Source organism: Polaromonas sp. (assembly GCF_012927455.1).
In the GTDB taxonomy this organism is placed as follows: domain Bacteria; phylum Pseudomonadota; class Gammaproteobacteria; order Burkholderiales; family Burkholderiaceae_C; genus Polaromonas.
In genome coordinates, this window is the sequence record NZ_JABBPE010000022.1 from 21,506 (window position 1) to 38,417 (window position 16,912).

The window sequence follows — 16,912 nt, forward strand, 5'->3', positions numbered from 1 at the left end:
AGGGAGACAAATGTCTGGAAATTTGGCAGCCTAATTGTTTAGCTGTTTGACAGCAATTTGTTCGCCTGCTGATCATTGCTTTCGGCGGTCTGCAGTGTCTTCATATGCATTTCAAAGCGACGTGCGTTGGCAATCATGTCCACCATGACCTCGACCGGATTGACGTTGCTGCCTTCCAGGGTGCCAGTCAGCAGCCGCACAGTAGAGTCGGCCTGGGCAGGCGCAACACCGGCCCGCATGCGGAAAAGTCCATCGTCGCCACGCACCAGATCAGCGGCCAATGGGTTGACCAGCTTCAGTCGCCCCACTTCAGCAGCGCCGACCGCGGGGTCGCCTGCGCCAATAGCGCTAACCACGCCCTCGCTAGTGACCACCAAGGCCGATCCGGGCGGCACGGCCAGCGGCCCCGCCTCACCTGCGACAGGCCGGGAATCCATGGTCGTCAACTGGCCGTCCGCGCCGACCTGAAGATTGCCCACGCGGGTATAGGCTTCGCTGCCATCGGGCAGCTGCAGCGTAAGCCAGCCATCACCGCGCACAGCCACATCGAGCGCGCGCCCGGTCTGCGTCATGGGACCGCTGCGCATGTCAGCACCGGGGGTTGAGGCCACCACCATGGCTCGGGTCGCGGCTTCAACGCCCACCACCGGAACAGCGCGAAAATTGTTGATTTGGGCGCGAAAGCCGGGTGTTGACACATTCGCCATGTTGTTGGCGACCGAAGCCTGCTGCTCCATCGCCTGTTTGGCACCACTCATGCCGACATAGATCATCCGGTCCATAGCTTTTCCTTTTTTTCCTTTTTGCCGCGATGGCCAACTCGGTCAGCCGGCCATGCCGGGATCAGCGCATGTTCACCAGTGTCTGCATAACCTGATCTTGTGTCTTGACGGTCTGGGCGTTGGCCTGGTAGGTGCGCTGGGCAATGATCAGATTGACCAACTCGGAAGTCAGGTCAACGTTGGAAGCTTCGAGTGCGCCTGAAGTCAGCGCGCCCAGCTTGGTACCCGCGCCTGGTGTGCCGGTCAAGGGTTGGCCCGATGCCGAGGTCTCGGCCCATACGTTGTCGCCTTTGGGTTGCAGCCCATTTGGGTTCACAAAAGAAGACAGGACAATCTGGCCCAGGGCCTTGGCCTGCTCATTGGAGTATTTTCCGGTGACGGTGCCATCCTGGTTGATGGCAAATGAAGTCAATGTGCCAGATGTGTAGCCGTCTTGAGTCAGCTTTTTAACATCATTGGCGTTGCCGAATTGGGTGGTGCCGGTCACGTCAACCGCGAATGCCATGGGGCCGGAACCGTTGCCAAAATCCAGACCAGCGAACGCTATTGATGGAGCGGACGTCAGATTGCCATTGGTATCGAAAGTAAGTGTGCCTTGCTTGCCGGCAACCGGCGCGGCGGGAGGCGCAGTGGCAAGAGCCCCTCCCGAAGCAAGCGGCTTTCCATCTGCGGTGGCGTAAGCATCCCACTGGTTGGATGCAGTTTTCACAAAGAATGTAGACAGCTCATGGGAATTACCCAGCGAGTCGTAGACCGTAACCGCATTGGCGTAGTTATAGGTGGTGGAATCGTTGGCATCAAAGGCGGTGGCAGCGGGAATGGCCGCGCTGCGCGAGTCTAGATTGAACTGGGCTGCGATGTTCTGCGTCGAGTTCGGCTGCATGGCTGTCGTTGGCAATTGCAGCGGCGCTGGACTGCCGCCGGCAACGCTGCCGTTGGCCCCTACCGGATAGCCAGTCAGTTGCATACCGCCTGAATTGACGATAAAGCCGTCCTTGTTCATGTTGAACTGGCCATTGCGCGAATAAGCAATCTCACCCCCGGGGCTGGCCAGCCTGAAGAAACCATCCCCATTGACAATTGCCACATCCAGCGCGCGTGAACTGGTTTGCACCGCGCCGGACGTGAAATTTTGTGACACGCCGGCCACCTGGGTACCCAAACCGACCCGCGAACCGGCATAGACATCAGAGAACTGGGCAGTGCCTGACTTGAAGCCAATGGTCCCGGAGTTGGCAATGTTGTTGCCTATGACATCGAGATTGCTGGCGGAGGCATTCAGACCGCTAACGCCTTGTGCGAAACCCATGGTATTTCCTTTTGTCTTGAAATTGACGTTTGAATAATTGCGACTGGCGAATGAGTCGAATTCAGAGAATTAGCTTGACGTCGCTGAGGCTGGCTTTGCGGCCGGCACCCAGATCGAGTGCAACGCCGTTGGCTTGCTGCGCCACGCTAGAAACTTTTGCGTAGGTCAGCGTACTAGCCATCACTTTGGAATCGCCACCCAACGCCCCTACGTTGACGGTGTAGACACCAGCGGCAGCGGGCGCCCCGTTGTCTGCCATGCCATCCCATGACAGCGTTTTGACTCCTGCGGGCAAGGCGCCCAGGTCAAGGGTGCGAACAACCTCTCCGGCGGCATTGGTGATGCTTACTTTCACTGTCTCTGCGGTACCGGTCAGGTCGACGGCGAACGGCACCTCGAGGCCGGGCTTGAGGGCCAGCTCGCTGCCCGGAACTAGCACCGTGCGGCCAATCAGATTGGCCGATTGCAGCACCTGGCTTGAACCACTTTGGGCCAGCAGTGACTGGAACGCACTGTTGAGTTTTTCGATGCCGCTGACGGTGCTCATCTGCGCCAGCTGCGAGGTCAGCTGGGCATTGTCCAGAGGATTGAGCGGGTCCTGGTTATTCAGTTGCGTGACCAGCAGCTTAAGAAAACGCTGTTCACTGTCGGCGCCGGTACCCGTTGCAGCAGTCAGCGCGCCAGCACTTCCAACGCTGCCGGCCGGTGTGGTTGCAGTCAAGGCCATAAAAAGTTTTCCTGTGAAGAGAATGTGGGCGGCGGACGACGTTATTGACCGATCGTCAGGGTTTTCAACATTAATGTCTTGGCGGTATTGAGCACTTCAACGTTGGCTTGATAGGAGCGGGATGCCGAAATCATATTGACCATTTCTTCAACCACATTAACGTTGGGCATAGTGACGTAACCCTCGGCGTTGGCCAGTGGATTCTTCGGGTCGTGCAGCATGCGCAAGGGCGAGGGATCTTCCACCACACGGGCCACCTTCACGCCGCCAATAGCCTGACCATTGGCCGGCATCATCTCAAACACCACCTGACGCGCGCGATAAGGCTTGCCATCGGGACCGGACACACTATCGGCATTGGCCAGGTTGCTGGCGGTCACGTTCATGCGCTGGGATTGCGCCGTCATGGCGGAACCCGCAATGTCAAAAATGCCAAGTGAACTATTGGTAATGGGCATGGACTGCTTTCGCGTCGCTGTTTAGCGCTATTACTGCACCGCTGACAGCAACGATTTGATTTTTGAACTGAGCACCGTCAGATTGAGCTCATAGCGCATGGCGTTGTCGGCAAATTTGACGCGCTCAACATCCATTTCCACGGTATTGCCGTCAATGCTTGACTGGTTGGGCGTGCGGAACAACAAATCGCCCTCGCTGAGGGCCTGCGCCTCGCTAGAAATATGGCGGGATGAGGTACTGGTCATAGTCATGGACTGCCTGCCCCGCTCTACCGCTTGTGTTAGCTTGCTGCTGAAATCGAAGTCGCGCGCCTTGAAATTTGGCGTGTCGGCATTTGCAATATTGGCTGACAAAACTTCTTGCCGCCTTGCCCGCAGGTTAAGTGCCTCCTGATGAAAGCGCAGCGCCGAATCCAGCTTGTCTATCATTTCTTTTCCATCGTTTGAGGTCTTTTTCCCGGGGACACCCGGGCGATCCTGGTGAAAATAATTTTAGGGACACCCCAGGCTGTCAATTACCCGAACAGATGGACTTTCAAGGCCCAATTCAATGCCGCTTGCAGCTGTTTGGAGTGGAGAATTTCACCTTGAACCAGGGTGTCTCAATCGGTTGAGCAGGACCCGGATTGCAGCGCAATTCAAGCCGTGGCGCAAGCCCACCTTGCCTAGAATAGTTACACGCAGGCCTGTCACGTATTTCCACGCGAAGTGATGACGTAGTTACCCGGTTGCCCGCTAGAGATTTATTGGTATGCGTTGATTTTTAGAGGAAATCCTGAAATGCCGCTGCACAGAACCCTGCTCAGCTTTGTTGCGCCAGCCCTGTGCTGGGTGCTGGCTGCGATGCCGGCGCGCGGCGCCACGCCGCCGTCAATGCAGCTCTCGGGCAGCGCGGGTTCGGCGATCGAGCAACTTTTATTGGTGCAAACGGCAGGCTTGCCAGGCAAGGTCAGCATCGCCCTTGATACGCCGCGCTTGGGCGCACTGCCACCTTGCGTGGCACCCGAGGCGTTTTTGCCGCCTGGTACCCGTCCCTGGGGACGTGTTTCGGTGGGGGTGCGATGCGACGAGAACCCGCCGTGGACCCGCTATGTAGCGGCTCACATCGCGGTAGTGGCCAGCTACTATGTCGCGGCGCGACCGATCGCTGCGGGGCAAGCGCTGACGCCTGCCGATGTTACGGTTCGTGAAGGCGATCTCGCGGCGCTTCCAGCCAGTGTGGTGGTCGATCCGGCGCAACTGAGCGGCGTGGTCGCCTCGAACCGCATCGCTTCAGGGGCGCCGATACGACGGGAGTTGCTCCGCGGCGTGGTTCTGGTGCAGCAAGGGCAAAGCATCAAGATTGTGACGCGTGGGGCAGGCTTTGTGGCCAGCGCCGACGGCAAAGCGATGACCGATGCCGCAGTCGGTACGGTCATTCAGGTAAAGATTCAGGGAGGGCAATTACTCAGTGGCATCGTCCAGACGGACGGCAGCGTCGAACGCACCAACTGATTTTCAGTAATTTTTTGACAACTGCTAAAGTTTTGAGCTGAACCGCCGTTATACCGGTGAGATCCCTGAGGAAACCATCATGAAAATCGATCAAAACGTCACTTATTTGAAGAATGTGCCTGGCTCAGCCCCGTCGGTGACGACCAGAAACAGCCTCAATGGGCCGGCGTCTGCCGTGGCGACCCAGGCGCAACCCTTGCTGCCCTCGACCATTGGCGATTTTGATGCTGGCCGCGTCGCACAGATTCGCGAAAGCATCAGCGCCGGCCGCTACCAGGTCGATACCGCCAGAATCGCCGACGGCCTGCTTGCGAGCGTGCGTGACCTGCTAAGCAATCGGTCATCATGAGCAGCCTTTTACTCAATCACCTGACGCAGGAGCATGCCGCTGTTGGGGCATTCCTCGAATTGCTGGATGAGGAAGCCGCCGCTATGTCGCATGGCGACTTTGCCGCCTTGCCTGCGCTTGCGGAACGAAAGTCACAGCTGATCGAGCAGGTGGCGTTGTTGGATCATCAACGTGAATTAGAGCAAATTAGTTTGGGTTACGCGGCTGATCGCAGCGGTGCGGAATCCGTCGCGGCGGCTGGAGGCGAAGTACTACAAACCGCGTGGCGGAACTTGCGGGAACTGGCAACGCAGGCCCGTGAGCACAATCACCGCAATGGAGTGATGGTTCATACACACCTGGATTTCACCCGCCAGTCCATCAGTTTTCTGAAAGCAAGAGGTCAGCCATTGTATGGACCGGACGGCACGCACCACACTGGAACCGGCCAGGGCAACAGTCTGGCCTCGGGGTGAGCGCTGCGTTCAGACAGGCAACCGCGTTAATTCGCACTATCCGGTCAACCTACTTTCAGGTCAGTTCGAAAGTCTAATGCAGGGCGTGCCGGCCGAAAGGGTCAGGGGCTCTGGTCGCTAAAGGTGTTCGCTTAACATTCCACGCAAGCGACTGATCACCTGGCTATGCAACTGGCAAACGCGCGATTGAGTGACTTCCAACACAGCACCAATCTCGCGCAGATTCAGTTCCTGCTCATAGTACAAACTCAGCAGCAGACGTTCGCGCTCGGGAATGGCCTCAATGGCTTCCACCAGCTTATGCCGCAAGCCGCTTTCAAGTAATCGCTCCAGCGGCCCATTGCTGCACTCCCGATCGCTGCCTTCGCCGCGGCACTGCTGGTCGAGAAAACTGTTCTCCTCGTCGTTGCGATCAAAGTCTTCGTAATACACCAGCTGGCAGCCATGAATCTCCTGCAAAAGGTGCTGATAGGCCGGCAACGGCAGTTGCAGTTCCTGCGCGATCTCGCTCTCGGTGGGTGCGCGTCCAAGCTTCTGCTCCTGCACCTGAACCGCTTTTGCAACACCACGCGAGGACTGCCGCAGGCCACGTGATACCCAATCGTTGGCGCGCAGTTCGTCCAACATGGCGCCGCGAATGCGCTGGCTGGCGTAAGTTTCGAATTTCGCGCCCTGATCATCCTGATAGCGACCAGCCGCATCCAGCAAACCCATCATGCCCGCCTGAATCAAGTCATCTAACTCGACGTTGGCGGGCAGTTTAGCGATCAGCTGCAAGGCCAGGCGTCGCACCAGTGGCGTGTATTCGGTCAGCAAATGGGCGGAGCCTGATGTGTCTATCTTTCCCTGAGGGGTGTACATTGAAAGTCACTCCTGCTTTCTTAACCAGTGGGGGCATTGCATTTTCGGCGGCTGTATCAATGCATCGCCAGTACGGGCCTGGCATCGTGGCAAGCGGCCGCATTTGCCGATCCTGACGGCGGGCGGCTTCGCGCCGGGGGCTGCGGCCACTGCAACAAATCAGATGCAATCTGACGAAAGTCCACGGCTGCAGGGCTACTCTTGAATGCCTCAACGACCGCCAAATTGAGACGCTGGGCTTGCGCCAGAAGCGGATCGGCCCTGACCCAGCCCGCCGGCTCAAGCGCCAACGCCAGGTAGCGGCTGCCAGTCTGTGCCAGATTGGCCAATATGCGCTGCGCTTCGGCAGCGTCGGTTACGCCGTTGACCAGCACGCGCAGGCGCTGCAGCGCATGAGCATGATGCAACTTCTTGATACAGACATAGGACGCCTTGATCGACGACGCATTCGCGCGCAACACCACCACCACATGATCGGCCTGCGCGGCCAGGGGTGACAGTGTGCCGTCCCCGTCGAGCACGGCATGAACCATCACCAGCCGACCCTGACGCCGCACCGGCGTGCTCTGAAGCCCCCTGCGCTCGTCGAGCAGCAGCACCTCCTGACCCTGCTGCACCAGCGCTGCAACGAGGTTGCGCGCAACGCCTTCCACGTCAGCTGGATCGCTGGCCAACACGGCCACGAGTCTCCCCGGGTTGCCGGCCATCAGGCGACGCAGGCCATCGGCTTGATCGGTCACGAATTTCTTCACGGTGGCGCCCTTAACTTTGCGCCGGTGCCAGATCGGACCGTGGCGAAGCGGCCGCGCCCTCGGTCTCCAGCGCATCCAGCAGTGCAAACAGCTTTCCAAGACCTTCGAACAGCGCGAGCCCAGGCACGGCCCGGTCAGGACGAACGGATCGACCAGCCAGTTGCGCCAACACCTTGCGCGCCGTGTCCGCCCATGCGTCCTGCGCACGCTGCAAACGAAACACCGTGGTGCAAGCCTGTCCGGCAATCAGCAGACGCTTTGGCAGGTCAGAGCCATCAACCGCAGCGCCATCTCCGAGCAGAGGAATACTTTGATTAAGCAGTTTGAAGTACGGTTCGGCAGCGGCGCGCCACGCTGGCCACTGCGCTATTTGCTGCGCTGTGGCCTGGACGCCGGTACTGGCCAGCACGTAGCTGTGGGCGAGCGCTTTACCGCTATCTACATCCACAATTCGCCTGATGACACAGCGCAGCGTCAAAGGCGCCGCGTCTGCGTGCGCGCTACTGGCCTGGGAATCAGGACGCAGGCTGACCAGTGCCTCTGCCACCGAAACCAGTGCGGACTTTTTACGGAACAGGACGGGCTCCGAAGCGCCAAAAGCGAGCCCTGCGGCCAGCTTGGCCAGCGTGGCCGGAGCGCCGCTGGCGGCAGCGGCGATGCGCTGGCTACCTGTCGCGGTTGCCGCCCATTGCAGCCCGCCGGATTGCCACGCCCGCATCAACTCGGACGCAGGCACACGCGCCAACAGCTGGATGACGGGTTTTTCAGATTTTTGCTGTTGCACCCCACCATGCGGTTCGGTCTTTGCCAGCCACTGAAACGGCGCGGCCAAGGGCAGGCCGGTACGATCAGACAGCGCCAGATGGCTAAACAGCGAATGACCCTCAGCACGCTGACCAAGGGTCAGGGAGATCTCACCGGCAACCGTCAACACGTAGTTGCTGCAACTGACCTCGCTGCCGGTGCGTGCCTGCAAAAGCAGGGTTTTTGCGATCGCCTTCTGCCCGACCTGACCAGCGGACAGCTGGCGCCAAAGGTCCCGGGTCTCATCAAAACCGATCTGGCCGGCGCTGAGCGCGCTCGCGTTGATTGTCAGTTCCTCTGCATTGTGGGTGAGCGCACGGATTAATTGGTGGCATTGCAAACGCAGCCGTGCACTGACGGCCTCTGCCGCAACCACGCCCGCCTCATTGCCGGGCGCCGACGGCCGTTCGCCTAGATCAGCCTCGCCGGGCACAAAGAAGGCGCTCGGGCTTTTGGCCTGAAAAACGCTGTCAACCAATGCGCTGCGGTCACCGAGGGCAAGGTGTTCCGGAACCTTCTGGCCGCTGGAAACATAGTGAACCGGCAAGCGATGCCGAATGGCCATGTCGATCAGCACGCCCGGGTGCGTGGCTTCATCAACTTTGGTGAAGATGCAGCCCACCAGGTCGTTCGCGCTGCCAGCTTTCTCGCTACGGCGGTAAGCCTGGACCACTTCGTTGAGTGTGTCGCCATGACTGGTCGCATTGAGCAGCAGCAGGCGCTTGACCGGCCGACTGGCGCCGCATAGCATGGCGATTTGCTCGGACACGGCGCGGTCGCGTTGGCTCCTGCCAACCGTGTCAATCAGCACCATGTGCTTGTCTCGCAGATCCGACAGCACCAGTTCGAGATCAACCGCGTCTTTGACGGCATGCACCGACACGCCGAGGATCTGACCATAGATGCGCAACTGCTCATAGGCGCCAATCCGGTAACTGTCGGTCGTGACCAGCGCAAGTTTTTCAGGACCAAAGCGCATGACGTAACGCGCAGCCAGCTTCGCGGTGGTAGTGGTCTTGCCAACCCCGGTCGGTCCCATGAGCGCAAAGACGCCACCTTCATCCATCAGCGCGTCTTCGTTTTCAAGAATGGGAAGCTGGCGCGCCAGGGTCGACTTAACATAGGCCAGCCCCACGGCATAGCTCTGCCCGGTGGGCAGGTCGGCCAAGATATCTTTGGCCAGGCGGGCACTGAAACCTGCACCCAGCAGGGTACGCAGCAGGTGGCCACGCACCGGGTCACGCCTTTGCGCTTCGTTCCACACAATGCCGGCCAACTGCTCTTCAATCATGCCGCGCATCGAATGGATTTCGCGCAGAACGCAGGCGTCATCGCCGACGCCCACGCCCACGCCCACGCCCATGCTGGTGATATTTGGCGCAGAAGGCAGTGCGACCGCCGGCGGGTGCGGCGCAGCCATTGGCTCGGGCACAACAACTGGTGCCGCCAAAGTCGGCTGAACCGTGACTGATTCTTCCAGCATGGCCACGATCTCGACGCCTTGGTCAGTCACACGGTTGGACACAATGATGGCGTCGGGTCCCAGCTTTTCGCGCACCAGGCGCAAAGCCTCGCGACTTGAGGGCGCGACGATCGTACAGGTAGCCGTATTGGCTTGCAGATTGGTGTTCAAGCTTTGCTTCCGATAGTGCTGGTCACTTTGATGGTGCGGGTATCTGGTATTTCAGCGTGGGAAAGTACCTTGAGCTGCGGCAGACTACGCCGTAAAAAACGGGCCAGCAAGACGCGTAGCGGATGCTGCACCACCAGAACGGGTGTCAATCCCAACTGTGCCTGACGCGCCATCGCCACTTGGGCCTCACGCAACAGGTTATCTGCCAGGCCGGGCTCCAGACCATTGCTGTTACTAAGCGCCTGCAACAAAATGCGATCAAGCGACCCATCGAGGCTGATGACCTGCAGCTCTTCATTGCCCGGGAAAATCTGCTGGACAATCGCGCGCCCCAGCGCCAGTCGGATCAGCGAGGTCAATTCCGTCGTATCCGTCACAGCAGGTGCATTTTCGGCAAGCACGTCCAAAATGGTCCGCATGTCCCGGATCGACACGCCCTCGTCAAGCAAGTTTTGCAGCACCTTTTGCACGCTCGTAAGTGACAAGGCCTTGGGCACCAGGCCTTCGATCAGCATGGGCGATTCCTTGCCAATGCGGTCTAGCAACTGCTGCACCTCTTGGCGCCCCAACAACTCGGCCGCATGCGTATGAATCAAGTGATTTAGATGCGTCGCCACCACAGTGCTGGCGTCGACAACGGTGTAGCCGTAGATCTGAGCTTGTTCGCGCAAACTGGCTTCAATCCAGATCGCTGGCAGGCCGAAAGCCGGGTCTTTGGTAGGCGTGCCGGGTAGCGTCGCGCTGACTTGTCCCGGATTGATGGCCATCCATTGACCAGGTGTTGCCTCTCCCTGTCCGATCTGCACGCCTTTGAGCTTGACCACATAGGCGTTTGGCTTGATCTCCAGGTTGTCGCGAATATGCACCACGGGCACCAGAAACCCAATGTCTTGCGCGAACTTCTTGCGAATACTTTTAATGCGCCCCAACAACTCGCCGTTTTGTGCGCTGTCCACCAGCGAAATTAGTCGGTAGCCCACTTCAAGCCCCAGCGGATCCACCAGCGTCACATCGTCCCAGCTGGCTTCCTGCGCCTCCACTGTTGCCGGCGCGGACGACGGCGCGGCGGCAACGAGGTCCGCACCGCTTGCCTTGCGCTGCATGACGCGCCGCCCGAACCAGATCAGGCCACCAGCAATGATCAGGAACGCCAAGTTTGGCATTCCCGGAATCAATCCCATCATGCCGATGACGCCCGCCGTAAGGAACAGCACTTGCGGATTGGCAAAGAGTTGGCCGGTGAGTTGTCCGCCCACGTCCTCATCGGTGGTGACGCGCGACACGATCACACCGGCTGCAGTTGAAATGACCAATGCCGGAATTTGCGCCACCAGACCATCGCCAATCGCCAGCAGGGTGTATGTCGTGGCCGCTTCCGAGAACCCCATGTCGTGCTGGGCCACGCCAACAATCAGGCCGCCAATGATGTTGATGACCAGAATGAGTAAACCCGCGACCGCGTCGCCGCGGACAAACTTGCTGGCACCGTCCATTGAGCCGTAAAAGTCAGCCTCCTGTGCCACTTCGGCGCGACGCTTGCGTGCGACGTCTTCGCCGATCAATCCGGCATTCAGATCAGCGTCGATCGCCATCTGCTTGCCGGGCATGGCGTCTAGCGTGAAGCGCGCACCGACTTCGGCAATACGGCCGGCACCCTTGGTGATCACCATGAAGTTGATCACGACTAAAATTATGAAGACCATCACGCCGACTGCAAAGTTGCCGCCCACCAGAAAATGACCAAAAGCCTCGATCACTTTACCGGCAGCGTCCGGGCCGGTGTGCCCTTCCATCAACACGACGCGGGTGGAGGCGACGTTGAGCGACAGCCGAAGCAGCGTGGTGAACAGCAGCACCGCAGGAAAGGCCGCGAAGTCCAGCGCCTTCATGGTGTACATGCTGACCAGCAAAACCATGATGGACAGCGCAATATTGAACGTGAACAACAAGTCCAGTAAAAACGGCGGCAGTGGCAGAATCATCATGCTGAGAATCAGAATGATCAGGACAGGACCTACCAGCCCCTTGCCATTGCTGCCTGCCAACATTTGCTTGGGCAGACGCAACCATGAATTGAGCACCGTCATGCGGTAGTCCCCAGGGGATCAAGTGATTCTGGAACTGGCAAATTCTGGGGAGCACGCGGTGCGGTGCCGCCTTCGCTCAACTGGTGATTGAGCTGATACGCCCAGGCCAGCACTTCGGCCACTGCGGCATACAGGGACGCAGGAATTTCGTCGCCCAGTTTGGTGTGGCAGTACAGTGCCCGGGTCAGTGGCGCGGCCTCCAGAATCGGAATCTTGTTTTCTTCGGCCATGGCGCGAATGCGTAAGGCCACCAGATCAGCACCTTTGGCAACCACGCGTGGCGCGCGCATTTCCTTGTCATGGTATTTCAGGGCGACCGCAAAATGGGTGGGATTGGTAACGATGATGTCGGCCTTGGGCACTTCGGCCATCATGCGGCGCTTGGCCATCTGCTGCTGCTGCCGGCGGATCTGCGCCTTGACCTGCGGATCGCCGTCGTTTTCTTTTTGTTCCTGCCGCAAGTCCTCGCGCGACATGCGCAGCTTGCGATGGTGGCTCCACAGCTGGTAGGGCACATCGATGAGTGCCACCAGCAGCAAAGAACCAATGATGAGCGCGCAAGTCAGGGCCACCAGCTTGAGGGCATGCGGCAGTGCCGCATGCACCGGCTCGCTCATCAGCGCCATGATATCGCTCACTTCGGCCGAGATGACCCACCATGCAACGCCGCCGACCAGCAGGGACTTGACGATGGTCTTGACCAGTTCAGCGAGTGATTCGGTCGAAAACATGCGACCAATTCCGGCCACAGGATTCATTTTTGAGAAAGTGGGCGCCAACGATTTGGTTGAAAACAGCCAGCCACCGAGCATCATGGGCGCCACCAGCGCAGCCACCAGCATCATGGCCAACAGCGGCATCAGTGCCTGCAGCGCGTGCAACACTGCTGTGCCGGCTTGCACCATCATGTGAGAGGCATCGAATGCTGAGGCCCGCTCAAATTGCAGGCCATTGCGCAAGGCGCTGCTGAAATGCCCCCCCATCATCGCGCCCATGGCCCACAAGCCGCCCATGCCGGTCACCAGCATCACAAACGTGACCAGCTCGCGAGAGCGTGCAACTTGCCCCTCCTCACGAGCTTTTTCCAGACGCGCGGGCGAGGCGGGTTCTGATTTTTCAAGGTCACTTTCTTCCGCCATCAATGCTCCGGATCACCAAGCGCAACAGGCGCCCGATGTCAAAGATTATTGGGGCAGCGGCCTTGAACCGATAGGCCAAACAAGCCAGCGATAGACCTGCTCCTTGCGCAATCAGGATTTCGCCGACTATTAGAACCCGAGGCTGGCCAAAAGATCGTCCACCTGGTTCTGATTTTCGACCGCATCCGGATTGCCCGTCTTGGTTTGGGGCCCGTTGAGCAACCCGCTGTTCGCTTCCATCCGCTTTTCAATCGGGGTGTTGTCAATCAAAAGCTGCAACAGCTGGGTTTCTATGTCCTGGATCATGTCCATCATCTTCTTGACAACCTGGCCGGTCAGGTCCTGGAAGTCCTGCGCCATCATGATCTCCATCAACTGCGCATGGGTCGCACTAACCTTCAGCGGCACCGCGGACAGGTAACTGCGGGTATCGATGACCAATTCCCGCGCATCGTCCAGCGCTAGCGCGCTTGAAAACCAGACATCCCAGCGCGCTGTCAGGCCACTGGCCTGCCTGGACAGGTTTTCCTGAATCGGCTGCGCAATATCAACCGCATTGAGCGCCCGCTCTGCCGCGCGTTCTGTCATCTGGGCCACATAGTTGAGGCGTTCACGCGCGTCGGGAATTGCTTCAGTCACGCGGGCAATGCCCTTGTCAAGGCCCAGCTCACGCATGCCTTCGCGCATCTGGCGCGCCAAATGGCCGATGCGATTGACCAGCTGCTCGGCCGAATCGCCAACGATCGGATTGGACAGTGCTTCCTGCGCCATATCAAACACTTTCTTTCGCAATTTTCTCAAATATCTTGGTGATCTTTTCTTCCAACGTGATGGCTGTAAACGGCTTAACCACATAGCCATTCGCTCCAGCCTGGGCAGCGGCAATGATGTTTTCCTTTTTCGCCTCTGCAGTCACCATCAATACCGGCAGCTTGCGCAGCGAAGGATCAGCTCGAATAGCCTGCAGCATAGCCAGGCCGTCCATGTTGGGCATATTCCAGTCGGACACGACAAAGCCGTAGCCGCCGCCTTTGAGCTTTTCCAGACCGGCTGCGCCGTCCTCGGCCTCGTCAACATTGACGAATTCCAGTTCTTTGAGCAGATTGCGAATAATCCGGCGCATCGTCGGAAAATCATCCACAACCAGAATTTTGATACTTTTATCTACCACGTCCAACTCCACAAATTGACTATCAACTTAGGCCTTCAGCGGTGCATCCGCGTAACCAGAAACCTTGTTGCGGCTGGCTTTAAACCCGGGTGGTTCTCTCACCCAATGACCTCAGGTGCGCTATCACTCGCTGGCTCATTTCTGCCAGCGGAACGACCTCGCTCGCTGCGCCGAGAGCAATCGCTTCGCGCGGCATGCCAAAAACCACACAACTGGGCTCGTCCTGTGCCAGCGTAAAGGCACCCGCCTGATGCATGCGCAAAAGGCCTTCAGCGCCATCACGGCCCATGCCGGTCAGAATCACGCCGATGGCATTTTTGCCTGCGTGCTTTGCCGCTGAATCAAACAAAACGTCAATAGATGGGCGATGCCGGTTCACCGGCGGCTCCTGGTCCACTTGCACAACGTAATTGGCACCGCTGCGCGTAAGAGACAGATGAAATCCGCCTGGCGCAATGTAGGCATGGCCGGGCAATATGCGTTCACCATGAACCGCCTCCGTCACAGCGACGCGGCACAAGCCGTTAAGACGCTGGGCAAAAGAATTGGTAAAGCCGGCGGGCATGTGCTGCGCAATCAGAATGCCCGGGCTGTCCGGCGGCAGCGGCTGTAACAGTTCCCGGATCGCTTCAGTGCCACCGGTAGACGCACCGATGATGATGAGCTTCTCGGTGCTTAGCAAGGGACTGCGCAGCATAGGCGCGTCGGCAATTACGGATAGCCCGCTTCCGTTCGCCGCTCGTTTAACGGGCAGGATGCGGGCAGCGGCAGCAATACGGATCTTGCCAACGATCAGGTCCGTGTAGGCCAGCAGGCCATCACGTATGCCCAGGCGTGGCTTGGTGACAAAGTCGATCGCCCCCAGCTCAAGTGCGCGCAGCGCAGCTTCCGATCCGCGCTCGGTCAAAGAGGACACCATCACGACCGGCATGGGCCGCAAGCGCATTAATTTCTCGAGAAACTCCAGTCCGTCCATGCGGGGCATTTCTACGTCCAGCGTCATGACGTCAGGGTTGTGCTGCTTAACCAGATCGCGGGCAACCAGCGGATCGGAGGCGGTTGCCACTACGGCCATGTCAGCTTGGCTATTGATGATTTCCGTCATCAGGCTGCGTATCAGCGCGGAGTCGTCGACACACAAGACCTTGATTTTTTTTGTGGTCATGGCGTTGCCGGGCACCTTTTTGCAAAGTCCCGAAGAAGGCCTGCTTTGCCCAGTTCCGGTTCCAGATCCAGCTTCCTGCGGCCGCGCTGCTTTAGCAATGCCTGCACCAGTTCCTGTTCCTCGCGCTGAACCATCAACGTGTCGTCCTGGCGTCTAAGCTTTCGCACAGTCACCTTGCCAGTTCCGGGAAAATAGTTGATGCGGCGGGGCAGCTTGCCGCGCAGATCCTGGGCAGCTATCCGGACCTGCTCCATCTGAAGGTAACGGAGTACGAAATCGGCGTTACGGTCACCGATATTAAGCATTGACATATTGGCCAGCACCGCGCCGCCACCGAAGACCTTCGCTTCAAGGCGCTCGCGCCTGGCCCCGGCCTTGAACAGTGCATTGAGCAGCACCTCCATGGCGTAGCTGCCATAGCGCATGGCAGCGGCCTTCTCCCGCGAGTTCGGATCCGCATCCGGCAGCATGAAGTGGTTCATGCCGCCAACACCGGCGGTACTGTCGCGTACACAGGCTGAAACGCACGAACCCAGTACGGTGGTTAGCACCATGTTCTCGGCGGTGATGTAGTACTCCCCAGGCAATAGCTTGACGGCTGAAATCTCCAGCTCGCGATCAAAGTAGTGGCGCGTGGCAAGCTGCTCGAGGTCAAGTGCAATCATGCGGCCACCTTGGTCCGCTCTGAAGCAAGTTCATAAACCGTCTGACCCCGCAACCGGAGTGTCCGGCTGGCAAACGAGAAATTTTCAGAATGCCCGGCAAATAGCAAGGCATGCGGCTTCATCAGCAGCGCAAAGCGCTCCAGAATTTTCGCTTGCGTAGGCTTGTCGAAATAAATCATGACGTTGCGACAGAAGAGGGCGTCAAACGTGTCGTTTAACGCCCATCGCGGATCCAGCAGATTGAGCCGCGAGAACTTGACCATCGCCGCGACTTCCGGTCGTATCCTGACCAGACCCGCCTGCGCGCCTGAGCCTTTTAGAAAAAACCGCCTGAGGCGCTCCGGCGACAGCTTGCAGACTTGCTCCATCGTAAAAACGCCTGCCATTGCCTTGGTAAGCACCTGTGTATCAATATCTGTTGCCACCACACTGGCAGAGCTGGCACGACTGCCCAACGCCTCAATCAGCGTCATTGCAATAGAGTAAGGCTCTTCCCCGGTAGACGCCGCTGAGCACCAGACGGTAAGGGGCTGCGAGCAACTGCGGGCGTGCTCGGCCAGCACAGGAAAATGATGCGCCTCGCGAAAAAACGCTGTCAGATTGGTTGTCAGGGCATTAGTGAACAGCTGCCACTCAGCGCTGTTGGGGTCGGACTCCAGAAAGCTCAGGTATGCGGAAAACTCCTTCAGCCTGAGTTCCCGCAAGCGCCGCGCCAGGCGGCTGTACACCATTTGACGCTTTTGCGCGCTCAGCGCTATTCCGGCACGTTCATGAATGAGTGTGCGTATTCTCGAAAAATCATGGTCAGTAAGAAGAAAATCGGGACTCACTGAGGATGGCTCAATACTGCGCAGGGTAGTGTTCATAGGCTTTGATGTCGTGGCGCGCGCAAATTAACCATCTCCGGTTTTTCGATCTATTTGCCATCTCTCCCATGCGGGTTGAGCAACGAAGACATGCTCAATGTACACAGCCATGGCTTGGTGCCATGCACCGAAGAGCCATCAAAAAGGACCGCTCTTTAGCTCTTTACCTGTCCGATTGAGCGCAAGCCCTGTTAT

The 16,912-nt window shown here is 58.6% G+C and carries 18 protein-coding genes; 3 read left to right on the top strand and 15 right to left on the bottom strand.

Annotation, left to right across the window (positions count from 1 at the left end; translation table 11 throughout):
* Positions 1 to 38: 38 nt before the first annotated feature.
* The 5 genes from HHJ18_RS20515 to flgB form a co-directional block, all read right to left on the bottom strand.
* Positions 39 to 782, bottom strand: coding sequence for a flagellar basal body rod protein FlgF (locus HHJ18_RS20515; RefSeq protein WP_296918346.1), 744 nt, complete (start codon positions 780 to 782; stop codon positions 39 to 41).
* Positions 783 to 843: 61 nt separating this feature from the next.
* Positions 844 to 2,091: a flagellar hook protein FlgE gene (gene flgE, locus HHJ18_RS20520; protein WP_296918348.1), complete on the bottom strand. Its 1,248-nt coding sequence runs from the start codon at positions 2,089 to 2,091 to the stop codon at positions 844 to 846.
* A gap of 61 nt (positions 2,092 to 2,152) precedes the next feature.
* Positions 2,153 to 2,818, bottom strand: a complete 666-nt coding sequence (locus HHJ18_RS20525; RefSeq protein WP_296918350.1) for a flagellar hook assembly protein FlgD — start codon at positions 2,816 to 2,818, stop codon at positions 2,153 to 2,155.
* A gap of 41 nt (positions 2,819 to 2,859) precedes the next feature.
* Complete coding sequence (gene flgC, locus HHJ18_RS20530) at positions 2,860 to 3,276, bottom strand: flagellar basal body rod protein FlgC (RefSeq protein WP_296918351.1); 417 nt, start codon at positions 3,274 to 3,276, stop codon at positions 2,860 to 2,862.
* 30 nt (positions 3,277 to 3,306) lie between these two features.
* A complete protein-coding gene (gene flgB, locus HHJ18_RS20535; RefSeq protein WP_296918353.1) occupies positions 3,307 to 3,705 on the bottom strand; it encodes a flagellar basal body rod protein FlgB in 399 nt (132 codons plus the stop codon).
* A gap of 351 nt (positions 3,706 to 4,056) precedes the next feature.
* On the opposite strand from flgB, the gene flgA reads away from it, so the two are divergent.
* The 3 genes from flgA to HHJ18_RS20550 all read left to right on the top strand — a co-directional run bounded on the left by flgA (position 4,057) and on the right by HHJ18_RS20550 (position 5,574).
* Positions 4,057 to 4,770 carry a flagellar basal body P-ring formation chaperone FlgA gene (gene flgA, locus HHJ18_RS20540; protein ID WP_296918354.1) on the top strand — a complete coding sequence of 238 codons (714 nt, stop codon included), beginning with the start codon at positions 4,057 to 4,059 and terminating at the stop codon, positions 4,768 to 4,770.
* Between the two features lie 79 nt (positions 4,771 to 4,849).
* Positions 4,850 to 5,119, top strand: a complete 270-nt coding sequence (gene flgM / locus HHJ18_RS20545) for a flagellar biosynthesis anti-sigma factor FlgM (protein ID WP_296918356.1) — start codon at positions 4,850 to 4,852, stop codon at positions 5,117 to 5,119.
* Positions 5,116 to 5,574: a flagella synthesis protein FlgN gene (locus HHJ18_RS20550; protein ID WP_296918358.1), complete on the top strand. Its 459-nt coding sequence runs from the start codon at positions 5,116 to 5,118 to the stop codon at positions 5,572 to 5,574. The genes flgM and HHJ18_RS20550 overlap by 4 nt, the downstream gene beginning before the upstream one ends.
* A 117-nt stretch (positions 5,575 to 5,691) precedes the next feature.
* On the opposite strand, the gene HHJ18_RS20555 is transcribed toward HHJ18_RS20550, so the two are convergent.
* The 10 genes from HHJ18_RS20555 to HHJ18_RS20600 form a co-directional block, all read right to left on the bottom strand.
* Positions 5,692 to 6,435, bottom strand: coding sequence for an RNA polymerase sigma factor FliA (locus HHJ18_RS20555; protein ID WP_296918360.1), 744 nt, complete (start codon positions 6,433 to 6,435; stop codon positions 5,692 to 5,694).
* 56 nt (positions 6,436 to 6,491) lie between these two features.
* A complete protein-coding gene (locus HHJ18_RS20560; protein WP_296918362.1) occupies positions 6,492 to 7,187 on the bottom strand; it encodes a MinD/ParA family protein in 696 nt (231 codons plus the stop codon).
* A 10-nt stretch (positions 7,188 to 7,197) separates the two neighbouring features.
* Entirely contained in the window at positions 7,198 to 9,624 is a 2,427-nt protein-coding gene (gene flhF, locus HHJ18_RS20565; protein WP_296918363.1) for a flagellar biosynthesis protein FlhF, read from the bottom strand.
* Positions 9,621 to 11,711: a flagellar biosynthesis protein FlhA gene (gene flhA, locus HHJ18_RS20570; RefSeq protein WP_296918365.1), complete on the bottom strand. Its 2,091-nt coding sequence runs from the start codon at positions 11,709 to 11,711 to the stop codon at positions 9,621 to 9,623. Before flhA ends, flhF begins: the two co-directional genes overlap by 4 nt.
* On the bottom strand, positions 11,708 to 12,850 hold the full coding sequence (gene flhB / locus HHJ18_RS20575; RefSeq protein WP_296918368.1) for a flagellar biosynthesis protein FlhB: 1,143 nt from the start codon (positions 12,848 to 12,850) through the stop codon (positions 11,708 to 11,710). Before flhB ends, flhA begins: the two co-directional genes overlap by 4 nt.
* A 129-nt stretch (positions 12,851 to 12,979) precedes the next feature.
* Positions 12,980 to 13,621, bottom strand: a complete 642-nt coding sequence (gene cheZ / locus HHJ18_RS20580; protein WP_296918369.1) for a protein phosphatase CheZ — start codon at positions 13,619 to 13,621, stop codon at positions 12,980 to 12,982.
* A gap of 1 nt (position 13,622) precedes the next feature.
* Positions 13,623 to 14,021 carry a chemotaxis response regulator CheY gene (gene cheY / locus HHJ18_RS20585; protein ID WP_296918485.1) on the bottom strand — a complete coding sequence of 133 codons (399 nt, stop codon included), beginning with the start codon at positions 14,019 to 14,021 and terminating at the stop codon, positions 13,623 to 13,625.
* Positions 14,022 to 14,100: 79 nt separating this feature from the next.
* Positions 14,101 to 15,186 (bottom strand): chemotaxis response regulator protein-glutamate methylesterase, encoded by a 1,086-nt coding sequence (locus tag HHJ18_RS20590; RefSeq protein WP_296918371.1) that lies wholly within the window; start codon positions 15,184 to 15,186, stop codon positions 14,101 to 14,103.
* Entirely contained in the window at positions 15,183 to 15,851 is a 669-nt protein-coding gene (gene cheD, locus HHJ18_RS20595; RefSeq protein WP_296918373.1) for a chemoreceptor glutamine deamidase CheD, read from the bottom strand. Before cheD ends, HHJ18_RS20590 begins: the two co-directional genes overlap by 4 nt.
* The gene (locus HHJ18_RS20600; protein WP_296918375.1) at positions 15,848 to 16,717 is read right to left on the bottom strand and encodes a CheR family methyltransferase; all 870 of its coding nucleotides are present in this window, start codon (positions 16,715 to 16,717) and stop codon (positions 15,848 to 15,850) included. The genes cheD and HHJ18_RS20600 overlap by 4 nt, the downstream gene beginning before the upstream one ends.
* Between the last annotated feature and the right edge of the window lie 195 nt (positions 16,718 to 16,912).

What these genes read in the sequence shown, in the direction of transcription:
- flgA (WP_296918354.1), top strand. Translation starts at nt 4,057, where the DNA reads ATGCCGCTGCACAGAACCCTGCTCAGCTTTGTTGCGCCAGCCCTGTGC.
- flhA (WP_296918365.1), bottom strand. Translation starts at nt 11,711, where the DNA reads ATGACGGTGCTCAATTCATGGTTGCGTCTGCCCAAGCAAATGTTGGCA.
- HHJ18_RS20555 (WP_296918360.1), bottom strand. Translation starts at nt 6,435, where the DNA reads ATGTACACCCCTCAGGGAAAGATAGACACATCAGGCTCCGCCCATTTG.
- flgB (WP_296918353.1), bottom strand. Translation starts at nt 3,705, where the DNA reads ATGATAGACAAGCTGGATTCGGCGCTGCGCTTTCATCAGGAGGCACTT.
- cheZ (WP_296918369.1), bottom strand. Translation starts at nt 13,621, where the DNA reads ATGGCGCAGGAAGCACTGTCCAATCCGATCGTTGGCGATTCGGCCGAG.
- HHJ18_RS20525 (WP_296918350.1), bottom strand. Translation starts at nt 2,818, where the DNA reads ATGGCCTTGACTGCAACCACACCGGCCGGCAGCGTTGGAAGTGCTGGC.
- flgM (WP_296918356.1), top strand. Translation starts at nt 4,850, where the DNA reads ATGAAAATCGATCAAAACGTCACTTATTTGAAGAATGTGCCTGGCTCA.
- flgC (WP_296918351.1), bottom strand. Translation starts at nt 3,276, where the DNA reads ATGCCCATTACCAATAGTTCACTTGGCATTTTTGACATTGCGGGTTCC.
- HHJ18_RS20515 (WP_296918346.1), bottom strand. Translation starts at nt 782, where the DNA reads ATGGACCGGATGATCTATGTCGGCATGAGTGGTGCCAAACAGGCGATG.
- cheD (WP_296918373.1), bottom strand. Translation starts at nt 15,851, where the DNA reads ATGATTGCACTTGACCTCGAGCAGCTTGCCACGCGCCACTACTTTGAT.
- HHJ18_RS20590 (WP_296918371.1), bottom strand. Translation starts at nt 15,186, where the DNA reads ATGACCACAAAAAAAATCAAGGTCTTGTGTGTCGACGACTCCGCGCTG.
- HHJ18_RS20550 (WP_296918358.1), top strand. Translation starts at nt 5,116, where the DNA reads ATGAGCAGCCTTTTACTCAATCACCTGACGCAGGAGCATGCCGCTGTT.
- flhB (WP_296918368.1), bottom strand. Translation starts at nt 12,850, where the DNA reads ATGGCGGAAGAAAGTGACCTTGAAAAATCAGAACCCGCCTCGCCCGCG.
- flgE (WP_296918348.1), bottom strand. Translation starts at nt 2,091, where the DNA reads ATGGGTTTCGCACAAGGCGTTAGCGGTCTGAATGCCTCCGCCAGCAAT.
- HHJ18_RS20600 (WP_296918375.1), bottom strand. Translation starts at nt 16,717, where the DNA reads ATGAACACTACCCTGCGCAGTATTGAGCCATCCTCAGTGAGTCCCGAT.